The sequence below is a fragment of the Oscillospiraceae bacterium genome, from assembly GCA_025757985.1.
In the GTDB taxonomy this organism is placed as follows: domain Bacteria; phylum Bacillota; class Clostridia; order Oscillospirales; family Ruminococcaceae; genus Gemmiger.
In genome coordinates this window covers 716,365-728,159 of the sequence record CP107210.1, presented here as the reverse complement: position 1 = coordinate 728,159, position 11,795 = coordinate 716,365, and the positions used below count along the sequence as shown (strand labels likewise).

Genomic DNA, 11,795 nt, shown 5'->3' with positions numbered 1-11,795 from the left:
CTCCAACATGCGGCCGTAGCTCATCTGGTAGAGCGCCACCTTGCCAAGGTGGAGGTAGCGAGTTCGAGCCTCGTCGGCCGCTCCATTAGGGGGAAGTTTAGCTCAGCTGGGAGAGCATCTGCCTTACAAGCAGAGGGTCAGCGGTTCGAGCCCGTTAACTTCCACCAAATTTGGCCCGGTAGTTCAGTTGGTTAGAACGCTAGCCTGTCACGCTAGAGGTCGTCAGTTCGAGCCTGATTCGGGTCGCCATTTGCCTCTGTAGCTCAGTCGGTAGAGCAGGGGACTGAAAATCCCCGTGTCATTGGTTCGATTCCGATCGGAGGCACCAGTTTCTTGTATGTTCTTCGTAAAGAATATACAGTATGCGGCCGTAGCTCATCTGGTAGAGCGCCACCTTGCCAAGGTGGAGGTAGCGAGTTCGAGCCTCGTCGGCCGCTCCAAAAAAATAGTGAAAAATCGGCTCAATAAGCCGATTTTTCACTCATATGGTGACGTGGCCAAGTGGTAAGGCAAAGGTCTGCAAAACCTTCATTCACCAGTTCAAATCTGGTCGTCACCTCCATAAGCCTGTGATAGTGATTCTATCGCAGGCTTTTTCATTGGTGAGGAATATACCTTCTTCAACGGGCAGCTTGTATGTAGATTGCCGGCGTTGCTGTTTGCCTTGCAAATTGCGGGGCGGCATGGTATACTAACTTGCGCAACACTTTATATACAAAAAAGCTACAGAGGGATTGGGGTTTAATGATTGAGACGATTGCGGCGGTCAATCAGGCTGTCAATAATTTTGTGTGGGGCGTCCCCGCCATGGTGTGCATCATCGGCGTAGGGCTGCTTCTCAGCGTGCGGACACGCTTTTTGCAGATCCGCAAATTTCCGTATGCCATCAAAACGACCATCGGGCGGATGTTCCGCAAAAAGGATGCCTCGGATGGCTCGATGACGCCGTTTCAGGCGGTATGCACGGCGCTGGCGGGCACGGTGGGCACCGGCAACATTGCGGGCGTAGCGGGCGCCATTGCCATCGGCGGTCCGGGGGCTGTGTTCTGGATGTGGTGTTCGGCGCTGCTGGGTATGTGTACCAAATTTGCAGAGGTCACGCTGGCGGTGCATTTTCGGGAGAAAAACGCGGCCGGGGAATGGGTCGGCGGCCCGATGTACTACATTAAAAACGGTCTGGGTAAGCACTGGCAGTTTTTGGCGGTGCTTTACTCGCTGTTTGGTGTTCTGACTGTCTTTGGCACCGGCAACGCCACGCAGGTCAACACCATTGTAGCAGCCATCGACACGGCGCTGCTGCAGTATAACCTTGTGGGCAGTGAGGTGCTCTCCACCCTGAATCTTGTGGTGGGCATCGCAGTGGCCATGCTGGTGGCGATGGTCCTGCTGGGCGGCATCAAGCGCATCGGCAGCGTCAGTGAGCGTCTGGTGCCTTTTATGGCGCTGTTTTACATTGTGCTGGCCGTGGGCGTGGTTGCGCTGAATCTGCCGCGCTTTCCGGCAGTGATGGAGTCGATTTTTGCCGGGGCGTTTAACCCGGCGGCTTTCACCGGCGGTACGGTCGGCAGCCTCTTTATCAGTATGCAGAAGGGCGTTTCCCGGGGCATCTTCTCCAACGAGGCGGGCCTTGGCACCGGTTCGATCGCCCACGCCTGTGCCGACACGAAAAAGCCGGTCAAGCAGGGCGTGTTTGGTATCTTCGAAGTGTTTGCCGATACCATCGTTATCTGTACGCTTACAGCGATGGTCATATTGTGCAGCGGCACGGCAGTCAGCTACGGCACGGCTGCCGGGGCTGAGCTGACGATCTCCGGCTTTACCACGACCTACGGCGGCTGGGCATCCATCTTCACGGCGGTGGCACTGTGCTGCTTTGCCTTCTCCACCATCATCGGCTGGGGGCTGTACGGCTCACGCTTTATCGCATTCCTCTGCCGCAGCGACAAGGTCGTGCGCCCCTTCTTCGTGGTGTACTCCTTCGTTTCCATCCTGGGTGCTACGATGGACCTGGGCCTGATGTGGAGCATTGCCGATACCTTCAACGGTCTGATGAGCATCCCGAACCTGATTGCGCTGCTGCTGCTTTCCGGCACAGTGGCGCAGCTGACAAAGGAATATTTTGAAAAGGAAAAGGTGTAAGAAATGTTTGTAGGAACTTGGTGGTCCCTGATGCCGCCGATCATCGCCATTCTGCTGGCGCTGCTCACAAAGGAAGTCTATCTCTCGCTGTTCGCCGGCTGTGCGCTGGGTGCGCTGCTGGTGGCAGAGTTTCACCCCTGGGTCGCGTTTGACACACTGTTCAACACGATGATCGACAGCGTCGACTTCTCGATTCTGATGTTCATGATCCTGCTGGGCATGGTCGTTATGCTCATGCAGGAGTCCGGCGGCACCCGCGCTTATGGTGAGTGGGCGGCGAAAAAGCTCAAGAGCAAGCGCGCGACGCTCGTGGCGACCTCGCTGTTGGGTGCGCTGATTTTTGTGGACGACTACTTCAACTGCTTGACCGTCGGCTCTGTCATGCGCCCGGTTACCGACAAGTACAAGGTTTCCCGCGCCAAGCTGGCTTACCTCATCGACGCCACGGCGGCCCCGGTCTGCATCATTGCGCCGATCTCGTCCTGGGCGGCGGCGGTCAACTCCTACGTCCCGGCGGGCAGCTCGATGTCCGGCTTTGAAATGTTCGTCCGCACGATCCCGTTCAACCTGTACGCGATGCTGACGCTCTACATGGTGTTCTTTACCTCGCTGCTGGGCTTCGACTTCGGCCTGATGAAAAAGCACGAGCGCAACGCCGCCCACGGTGACCTGTTCACCTCGGGCGGGGAGGCATTCCAAAACCAGGAAATCAAGGACCCCACCGAGGGCGGTAAATTTGCCAAGGGCAAGGTCATTGACCTGATTGCACCGATGATCGTCATGATCTTTACGGCCATCGCCACGATGATCTGGACCGGCTATCTGAACGGCGGCACGAACCTTGTTGAGGACTTTGCCAACTGCTCCTCGTCGGAGTCGCTGGTCTTTGCGGGTCTTGTCACGGTGGGCTTCCTGCTGCTGTTCTACCTGCCGCGCCGCGTTGTTGGCTTTAAGGACTTCATGAACTCCGTGCCCGAGGGCGGCAAGCTGATGATGCCTCCCATCCTGATTCTGGTGCTGGCCTGGACGCTGAAGGGCATGACCGACGCGCTGGGCATCGGCGACTTTGTGCGTCAGGCCGTCAGCCTGAATGAGGGTCTCATGCGCTTTGTGCCGCTGCTGATCTTCTGCATTGCGATTTTTATTGCGTTCTCCTCCGGCACCAGCTGGGGCACGTTTGCGATTTTGGTCCCCATCGTCGTCAATATGTTCTCCGAGACGGACCCCACCATGATGATCGTAGCGGTATCCGCGGTGCTGGCGGGTGCGGTCTGCGGCGACCATATTTCGCCGATCTCGGATACGACCATCATGTCCAGCTCCGGTGCACAGTCGAACCACATCAACCACGTGCAGACCCAGATGCAGTACGCCATGGTCGTCGTGGCGGCCTGTGTGCCCGGCTACCTGATCGCGGGCTTTACCGAAAACTGGCTCATCACGCTGGTGTCGTCGCTTGCCATTCTGACCGCAGCCCTGCTGTATCTGCGCAGGCGCAGTCTGGCCGAGGACGCCAGGGCATAAAGAAAAAGCAGTGCTTTCCAAGCGGAAGGCACTGCTTTTTTTGTAGGGGCAAATTCCGTATCCGCCCGGCCCAAAGCCTTTAGGCAATACCGCACAATTCCCGCCTAACGGCTCAAGCACCGCTCCGGCGGCTGCGGCGCGGCATCTGCGTTGCCAAAATGCTCGATAAGACATCCAGTATTATCTGCGCTTTTGGCTTAGCAGTTGCCGCACCTCGCTCGCCGTATCGGCGCTTAGAATTATGCGGTATTGCCTTTACTTCAGCGTACCGTCCAGAATCTGCTGGTAATACCACGGCTTTTCGGCGTGAAATACCCGCCCGGCCAGATGGGCAAAGCGCGGGTCGGCGATCTGAGCAGGAAACCGCAGCTCCCACGCGCAGAGGGCCTGATATTTGAACCGCAGCTCCCGGTTGGCGGCGTTGTTTCCATACTTGGAATCGCCCAGAATCGGGCAGCCGATGTGGGCCAGATGGGCGCGGATCTGGTGGGTGCGGCCGGTCACAAGCTCGACCTCCAGCAGCGCCAGACGGCCGCTGACAGCCAGCGTTTCGTAGCCGGTGATGACCTCCTTTGCACCGCCAGCAGTCGTGTCGGTGATGCGCACGATGCCGCGCTCGGCATCCTTCAAAAGGTAATCCCGCAGCAGGGCGGCGGGTGGATTCGGGCGGCCGAAGGTCACGCAGAGATACCGCTTTTCAATGGCGCGGCTCTTGATGGCGGTCGTCAGAAAGGCTTCCGCAGCGCTGCTTTTGGCCAACAGGACCAGACCGCTGGTGCCGGTATCCAGCCGGTGGCACAGCACGGCATGGGTCGGTTTCCCCTCGGCGGCCAGCTTTGCCTGCACGCGGCGCACCAGCGTGTCGCTGTCGGGGCCGTCTACCGCAATGCCTGCGGGCTTATTGGCGATAATGATGTCATCGTCCTCATATACAAACACGGCGGCAGGGGTGGGGCGGTTCTCCAGCTGCTCATCAGTCAGGAAGAGCCTGATGCTGTCCCCGTTCTGTACCCGGGTGGAGAGGGGCTGTTTTTTGCCGTTCAGCTTGATCTTGTTCTCCCGCAGGGCCTTGTTCAGCCGCCCCATGCTGAGGGCGGGAAACTGATCCATCAGATATTTGTCCATCCGCACGGGCAGCAGGCATTTTACATGCAGTTCTTTCATTTTGTCGTCAACTCCTGATCCCACAAAATCGTGGCGTCGTCAATATCAAGGGTGACCATCAGCCAGCCGGCGTCGTGGTCATCCACATCCAGTATCGGGTATTCCTGCCCGTCTGCACACAGCGCTGCGGCATCCGTTAAGCGGGCGCGTGCAAAGGGAGAATCGGCAAAGCAGACGGTCTTTTTTGTGGCGTCCAACACGCCGCGGTTCCACAGCGCATCGGTGTAATCGGCCAGCCGCAGAGGATAGCTTTCGTTATAGGGGGTGCAGAGGGCATCAAAGGTCTGCCCCTGCAGGCCGGGTGCAACGACATACCAGACGGCACCGCCCGGCCCGGTTACCTGTCCGCACCAGGCAAGGCTCCGCACAGGCTCCACAGCCTGCAAAAAAGTCCCCTCATCAGCAAACAGATAGAGCGTATCGCCCTCCGGCGTGCCGGCGGCCAAGGCATCCAGCGCGGTCTGCCGCTGGGCGGCGAGGGCGCTTTCGTCATACCGGGCGGCGAAAGGATCGTCGGTGGTCATGCCGTTGTCGGCAGCCCACAGCGCCAGATGCAGGCAGTCGGCCTGCAGGCCCTGCACCGAGAGGATGTGCCGGTATTGTTCGGCGGCCTGCCAGAAGTCGCTGACCATCTCAGTCGGGAAAGCTGCCGTTTTCTGCGCGCTTGTCATTGCGTCATGCCGTGCAGCCAGTGCGGGGCTGATGTCCCACAGCTGCACGGCAGCCAGCAGTGCGGCCCAGACGGCAGCACGGGGCAGGCGCGTCAGCCCTGCAAAGGCAGCCAGCGTCAGCAGGTCGTACACAGGCCAGAACAGCCGCCCGCCGGAGCGAAAAACAGAAAACAGCTTGATGAGGGACGGCGGCAGCGGCAGAACGGCCAGTGTCGCCCCGTTGGCGGTGATGACATTGCTGACAGCAAAGCAGGTCAGCACGCAGCAGACAAGGCAGAGCGCCCAGTGCCGCCGCACAGCGGCCAATATGCGCCGCCGCGCCGCCGTGAGCGTGATCGGCAGGGTCGCCAACACACCGAGGCCCAGATAGGCGAAGGCATCATAGTTGCCTTCGACCTGATTCTGCGCAGGCAGCAGGCGGCTGTAGAGAACGCCGTTTACCCCTACAGGGTTCCACAGTGCGTTCAGGTTCATGGCAAAATAGCCGTACAGCGCCTGCCCGCCGCTGGTGGCGGTGCCGTAGAAAAAGCCCAGCACCCAGCCCAGCAAGACAGTACAGGCCATATTGGCACCGAGGAAAAGCGCCGGGCGCAGCCATTGCCGTTTTTGCACGGCGTATTCCAGCAGCAGCGCCAGCGTGACGGCGTAGGTCATGGGCAAAAAATAGGGGTGGATGCCCACGGCGATCACATTAAGGAAAAACAGCCCCGGTGCAGCGTACCGCCCCTGCCGCCGCAGCGAGAAATAGCAGTACAGCGCTGCCAAAACAAGCCACTGCGCGCCTAACGAGGTGTGGCGGAACGCGCGCTCGATCAGAATGGGGCTTGCCGCGAACAGCAGAGCACCGGCCAGCGGTGCTGCCGTTCCTGCCGCAAACAGACTGCAGAGCAGCGCACCAAAGCCGCCCTGCAGCAAAAAGCAGAAAAATGTAAACCAGCCGAAATACTGAAAGGTACCGCCGCAGAGTGCGGCCAGCGGGCGGCAGAGCACCGCCAGCAGGGGGATAGAGTCGGTGTAGGCCACACTCACGCCGCTGGGGGCGTTGACGGCGGGGCTTACGCCCAGCGGCCAGCGCAGGGTGCTGTCGCGGTAAAAAAGCCACCCGGCGTAATGCTGCTGAATATCCTTTTCAACATAGCCGCCGCGGCAGAAGGCATCGTTTGCCACATCCAGCGGCGCGATACCGTACACAAGCAAAAACACGGCGGCCCCCAGCAGGGCCCCCAGCACAAACAACTGCGTCTTGCGCGAGGATTGAATCTTTGACATGGCTTCGCCTTTCTGATGCAAAAAAGCCCAGACAGCCGTTGGACTGCCTGGACTTTGGTTCCATGCCGCTGACCGGGATCGAACCGGTACGGTATCGCTACCGAGGGATTTTAAGTCCCTTGCGTCTGCCAGTTCCGCCACAGCGGCATAATATGGTTATTGTAGCGCAAAAAGGCGGAAATGTCAATCTTCCCGCCGGGTGTTTTTGCACAAAAAGGCCAAGGGACTATCCCCACTGCCCCGAAGGCGAGAAGATTTCTGTCTGTGCAGACAGTTTCCACTCAAAAAGCACAAAAAATTCAAATTCTTCCGCTTGTGCTTTTGGCCGCGATTTGCTATACTGATATGGTATGTTTGGACAGGTGCGCCCATTTTACAGTATGCGGGCGTTTTGGATAAGGAGAATTTAGTTGGAAAAGCTGACCTATACCCATAATGATGCCGCTGCCAAAGCGCTGGCATCCTATTACGAGACCCCGCCGCTGGCCTATGTCCGCAGCTACGGCTGCCAGCAGAATGTCAATGACGGTGAAAAGATCAAGGGCGTTTTGCAGGATGTGGGCTACGGCCTGTGCGATACGGTCGAGCAGGCTGATCTGATCCTTTTTAATACCTGCGCCGTGCGTGAGCATGCCGAGCAGCGCGTATTCGGCAATGTGGGGGCACTCAAAAAGCTCAAGGAAGAAAACCCGCGGCTGATGATCGGCATCTGCGGCTGCATGGCCCAGCAGGAGCATATTGTGGAAAAGCTGCGCCAGAGCTACCCGTATGTCGATCTGGTGTTCGGCGTGGACGGCATTGACCGTCTGCCCGCCATGCTGGCGGAGCGCATCCGCAAGGGAAAGCGCTATCTGGAAAAGCCCTCCGAGCGCAACGCCGTGGTCGAGGAGATGCCCATCCGCCGCGATTCCGGTTTCCGCGCGTGGCTGCCCATCATGTACGGGTGCGACAACTTCTGCACCTACTGCATCGTGCCGTATGTCCGCGGGCGGGAGCGCAGCCGTGAGCCCGCCGCCATTCTGGCGGAGTTCAGGCAGCTGGTGGCGCAGGGCTACAAGGAGATCACTCTGCTGGGCCAGAATGTCAACAGCTACGGCAAAGGGCTGGAAAACCCCATCGACTTTGCCGATCTTTTGAACCTGCTGTGCGCGGTCCCCGGTGATTACCAGATCCGCTTTATGACAAGCCACCCGAAGGACGCCAGCCGCAAACTGATCGACACGATCGCCGCGCAGGAGCATCTGTGCAAGCACATTCACCTGCCGGTGCAGTCCGGCTCTGACCGGCTGCTCAAGGAGATGAACCGCCATTATGATGTTGCGCAGTACATGGATCTTATCCACTACGCGAAGGAGAAGATCCCCGGTGTAACCTTCTCCAGCGACATTATTGTCGGCTTCCCCGGTGAGACCGAGGAAGATTTTGAGGACACGCTGGAGCTTATCCGCAAGGTGGGCTACATGCAGCTGTTCACCTTTATCTACTCCAAGCGCAACGGCACCCCGGCGGCCAAGCTGCCGGATCCCACGACCCACGCCGAGAAGGCTGCCCGTATGGACCGCCTGCTGAAAACGCAGGAGGAGTTCGCCTTTGCGGCCACCGCCGCCATGGCAGGGCAGACCGTCCGTGTGCTGGTGGAGGCCGCCGGCCGCAACGAGGGGACCGTCAACGGCCGCCTCGATAATAACCTTGTTGTGGAGTTCACAGCCCCCGAGGCGCTCATCGGCCAGTGGGCCATGGTGCGCATCACAGGCTCCCGCGCCGCCCTGCTGGTCGGCGAGCTTGCCGAGTAAACCGGTATCAAACCTACTATATATAATTAAGGAGAATATCTACCATGGATTGCATTGATCTTTTTAAGAAAGCCGCCGCCGCCCTGCAGACCGACCCCCGCTATCTGGAGCTGGACGCTGCCCGCCGTGAGAATGACGCTGACGAGGAACTGCAGCAGATGATCGGCGAATTCAACCTCGCCCGTCTGGACCTGAACAATGAAAGTGCCAAGCCCGAGACCGATGCCGCCCGTGTGGCCGAGCTGAACGAGCGCGTCAACAGCCTGTACAGCCAGATCATGGCCAGTGAGGGCATGGTCCGCTACAATACGGCTAAGAAGGAATGTGAGGAGATGGTCGGCCATATTGACGCCATCATCAACACGGCAATGAACGGCGGCGACCCGATGAGTGTCAAGGCACCCACCGGCGGCTGCACCGGCAGCTGCGCCAGCTGCGGCGGCTGCCACTAAAGCGTGAGGCGCGGTAGGAAACTGTAGGGGCGAGCATTGCTCGCCCGTCACTTCCCGTTGCCGCCCATAGCCCGGACAAACAACCCGCGGGCGGGCAATGCCCGCCCCTACAAAGCAATGCAACAACCAGACAAAACAGGAGTGTGAAACATGGCCGAGCAAGCAGTATCGCCCATGATGCAGCAGTATTTTGAAATCAAAAAACAGCATCCGAACGAGATCCTGTTTTACCGCGTCGGAGACTTCTATGAGATGTTCTATGATGACGCGCTGACAGCCTCGCGCGAATTGGAGCTGACACTGACCGGCAAAAACTGCGGCAAGGAGGAGCGCGCCCCCATGTGCGGCGTGCCGTTCCACTCCTATGAGACTTATATGGCGCGCCTGATCGCCAAGGGCTACAAGGTCGCCATCTGTGAGCAGATGGAGGATCCGGCGCTGGCGAAGGGGCTTGTCAAGCGGGACATCATCCGCGTTGTCACCCCCGGCACCGTCATCGAGAGCAGCATGCTCTCGGAGGATAAAAACAACTATCTGGCAAGCATTTACTGCCGCCGCACCCGTGGACGCTGGCGCGCGGGCGTCTGCTTTGCCGATATATCGACAGGTGAGGCCTACGCCACGGAGCTGAACGCCGAGAAGATCGGCGGCGCGATCATCACCGAGCTTTGCCGGTACATGCCCAGCGAGATCCTGATCTGCCCGCCGATGCTCGACTTCAAGGATGTGACGACCTACATCAAGCAGCACACCCACGCGCTGGTGGAGCTGCGCGAGGACGCCTGCTTTAAGGATGCCGTCATGGAGCAGACCATGGCCGACCAGTTCGGCGCCGACTGGCGCACGACCCTCGGCTATGAGAAGGACGCACTTGTCCCGTATGCTGTGGCGGCGCTTCTCAACTACCTGCACGAGACCCAGAAGCACGGCGTTGAGCGCATTAAGACCGTGCAGAACTATGCCGATGCCCAGTATATGCGGCTGTCCCCTGTGACCCGCGCCAATCTGGAGCTGACCGAGACGATGCGCGGCCGCGAAAAGCGCGGCACGCTGCTCTGGGTGCTGGATAAGACCGAAACCTCGATGGGCAAGCGGCTGCTGCGCTCCTGGATCGAGCAGCCGCTGGTGGATGCCGAGGCCATCAATGCGCGGCTTTGCGCCGTGCAGGCACTCTACACCGCCAACATGGCCCGCGCCGATTTGAAAGAGGCACTCGGCCATGTGTTCGACATTGAGCGCCTGACCACCCGCATCCTGTACGGTTCCGCCACCCCGCGCGAGGTCAAGGCACTGGGGGACACCTGCGCCATGCTGCCGCAGGTCAAGGCGCAGGCGGCCGCCTGCGGCGCGCCGCTGCTTGTGCAGCTGGCTGATCAGATCGATCTGCTGGAGGACGTGCTGCAAAACATCCGCACGGCCCTTGTCGATGATCCCCCCGCGAATATGAAGGACGGCGGCGCCATCCGCGCGGGCTTCAACAGCGAGGTCGATGAACTGCGCGACATCATGCACGGCGGCAAGGGATACCTCTCCAATCTCGAGGCCCGCTACCGCGAGGAGACCGGCATCCCCAAGCTGAAGATCGGCTTCAACAAGGTGTTCGGCTATTATATCGAAGTCAGCCGCTCTTACACCGATTCTGTGCCGGACAGCTTTACCCGCAAGCAGACCCTGACAACGGGGGAGCGCTACATCACACCGGAGCTCAAGGAGCTGGAGAATAAGATTCTGGGTGCGAACGAGCGGCTGCTGGTGCTGGAGCATCAGCTTTTTGCCGATCTGCTGTCGGCGATCTCGGCTGAGGTCATCCGCATCCAGCGCACGGCATCGGCTGTGGCGCAGCTGGATGTGCTGGCCGGCTTTGCTGAGGCTGCCCTGCAGAACAACTATGTCATGCCCACCGTTGATGAGAGCGGCGTCATGGAGATCAGGGAGGGCCGCCACCCCGTGATTGAGCAGATGCTCAAGGGCAGCCTGTTTGTGCCCAACGATACGCTGCTCGATGAGGAAGAAAACCGGATGCTGCTCATCACCGGCCCCAATATGGCCGGTAAATCCACCTACATGCGCCAGAATGCCCTCATCGCGCTGATGGCGCAGATCGGCAGCTTTGTGCCTGCTGCCAGCGCCCGTATCGGTGTTGTCGATGCCATTTTTACCCGCGTGGGTGCATCGGATGATCTGGCTGCCGGGCAGTCGACCTTTATGGTCGAGATGACCGAGGTGGCCGAGATCCTGAAAAATGCCACGAAGGAGAGCCTTGTCATTCTTGATGAGATCGGACGCGGCACTTCGACCTTTGACGGCATGAGCATCGCCCGCAGTGTGGTAGAATTTATCTGCGAGAACATCGGCTGCAAGACGCTGTTCGCTACCCATTATCATGAGCTGACCAGCATGGAGCAGGACATTCCCGGCGTAAAGAACTATAACATTGCCGTCAAAAAGCGGGGCGAGGACATCACCTTCCTGCGGCGCATCGTGGCGGGGCCTGCTGATGACAGCTACGGCATCGAGGTTGCAAAGCTGGCCGGTCTGCCCGGCAGCGTGACCCGGCGCGCCCATGCAGTGCTGCGCCAGCTGGAGGCCAGTGCCCCCGGCCACAGCAGCACGATGCAGCTGGATTTTGAGACGGTGGAGGCCTACAACAACCCGAGCGTTCCCAGCGAGGTCGTTGATAAGCTCCACAAGGTGGACATCGAGACGCTGACCCCGCTGGAGGCGCTGAACTTCCTGTATGAATTGAAAAATACCCTTGACAAAGACTAAAGGCAGGTGAAAGC

Annotated in this window: 7 protein-coding genes and 7 tRNA genes; 11 read left to right on the top strand and 3 right to left on the bottom strand. The window is 59.4% G+C overall.

From position 1 onward, the window contains the following. Positions 1-9 precede the first annotated feature (9 nt). From OGM67_03630 to OGM67_03595, 8 genes are all read left to right on the top strand, one after another. A tRNA-Gly gene (locus OGM67_03630) sits at positions 10-85 on the top strand. Positions 86-91: 6 nt separating this feature from the next. Then, positions 92-167, top strand: a tRNA-Val gene (locus OGM67_03625). Between the two features lie 5 nt (positions 168-172). After that, a tRNA-Asp gene (locus OGM67_03620) sits at positions 173-249 on the top strand. A 3-nt stretch (positions 250-252) separates the two neighbouring features. Further along, a tRNA-Phe gene (locus OGM67_03615) sits at positions 253-328 on the top strand. A 36-nt stretch (positions 329-364) separates the two neighbouring features. Continuing rightward, positions 365-440: transfer RNA gene (locus OGM67_03610), tRNA-Gly, on the top strand. Between the two features lie 47 nt (positions 441-487). After that, positions 488-562 (top strand) — tRNA-Cys (locus tag OGM67_03605). 182 nt (positions 563-744) lie between these two features. After that, a complete protein-coding gene (locus OGM67_03600; protein ID UYJ35430.1) occupies positions 745-2,139 on the top strand; it encodes a sodium:alanine symporter family protein in 1,395 nt (464 codons plus the stop codon). 30 nt (positions 2,140-2,169) lie between these two features. Further along, positions 2,170-3,663 carry a Na+/H+ antiporter NhaC family protein gene (locus tag OGM67_03595; protein ID UYJ35429.1) on the top strand — a complete coding sequence of 498 codons (1,494 nt, stop codon included), beginning with the start codon at positions 2,170-2,172 and terminating at the stop codon, positions 3,661-3,663. Positions 3,664-3,918: 255 nt separating this feature from the next. Here OGM67_03595 and OGM67_03590 read toward each other — a convergent pair whose 3' ends face one another. From OGM67_03590 to OGM67_03580, 3 genes are all read right to left on the bottom strand, one after another. Then, complete coding sequence (locus OGM67_03590) at positions 3,919-4,827, bottom strand: RluA family pseudouridine synthase (protein ID UYJ35428.1); 909 nt, start codon at positions 4,825-4,827, stop codon at positions 3,919-3,921. Next, positions 4,824-6,767: a DUF6311 domain-containing protein gene (locus OGM67_03585; protein ID UYJ35427.1), complete on the bottom strand. Its 1,944-nt coding sequence runs from the start codon at positions 6,765-6,767 to the stop codon at positions 4,824-4,826. Before OGM67_03585 ends, OGM67_03590 begins: the two co-directional genes overlap by 4 nt. 63 nt (positions 6,768-6,830) lie before the next feature. After that, positions 6,831-6,914: transfer RNA gene (locus OGM67_03580), tRNA-Leu, on the bottom strand. A 263-nt stretch (positions 6,915-7,177) separates the two neighbouring features. Here OGM67_03580 and miaB point away from each other — a divergent pair. The 3 genes from miaB (at position 7,178) to mutS (ending at position 11,781) form a co-directional block, all read left to right on the top strand. Further along, positions 7,178-8,560 carry a tRNA (N6-isopentenyl adenosine(37)-C2)-methylthiotransferase MiaB gene (miaB, locus tag OGM67_03575; GenBank protein ID UYJ35426.1) on the top strand — a complete coding sequence of 461 codons (1,383 nt, stop codon included), beginning with the start codon at positions 7,178-7,180 and terminating at the stop codon, positions 8,558-8,560. A 44-nt stretch (positions 8,561-8,604) separates the two neighbouring features. Beyond that, positions 8,605-9,012, top strand: coding sequence for a YlbF family regulator (locus tag OGM67_03570; protein ID UYJ35425.1), 408 nt, complete (start codon positions 8,605-8,607; stop codon positions 9,010-9,012). Positions 9,013-9,162: 150 nt separating this feature from the next. Next, positions 9,163-11,781, top strand: a complete 2,619-nt coding sequence (gene mutS / locus OGM67_03565) for a DNA mismatch repair protein MutS (protein ID UYJ35424.1) — start codon at positions 9,163-9,165, stop codon at positions 11,779-11,781. Positions 11,782-11,795: the final 14 nt, after the last annotated feature.

Bases quoted from the DNA above. Each gene is read 5' to 3' on its own strand.
- OGM67_03600 (UYJ35430.1), top strand. From the start codon at position 745: ATGATTGAGACGATTGCGGCGGTCAATCAGGCTGTCAATAATTTTGTG.
- OGM67_03595 (UYJ35429.1), top strand. From the start codon at position 2,170: ATGCCGCCGATCATCGCCATTCTGCTGGCGCTGCTCACAAAGGAAGTC.
- OGM67_03590 (UYJ35428.1), bottom strand. From the start codon at position 4,827: ATGAAAGAACTGCATGTAAAATGCCTGCTGCCCGTGCGGATGGACAAA.
- OGM67_03585 (UYJ35427.1), bottom strand. From the start codon at position 6,767: ATGTCAAAGATTCAATCCTCGCGCAAGACGCAGTTGTTTGTGCTGGGG.
- OGM67_03570 (UYJ35425.1), top strand. From the start codon at position 8,605: ATGGATTGCATTGATCTTTTTAAGAAAGCCGCCGCCGCCCTGCAGACC.
- mutS (UYJ35424.1), top strand. From the start codon at position 9,163: ATGGCCGAGCAAGCAGTATCGCCCATGATGCAGCAGTATTTTGAAATC.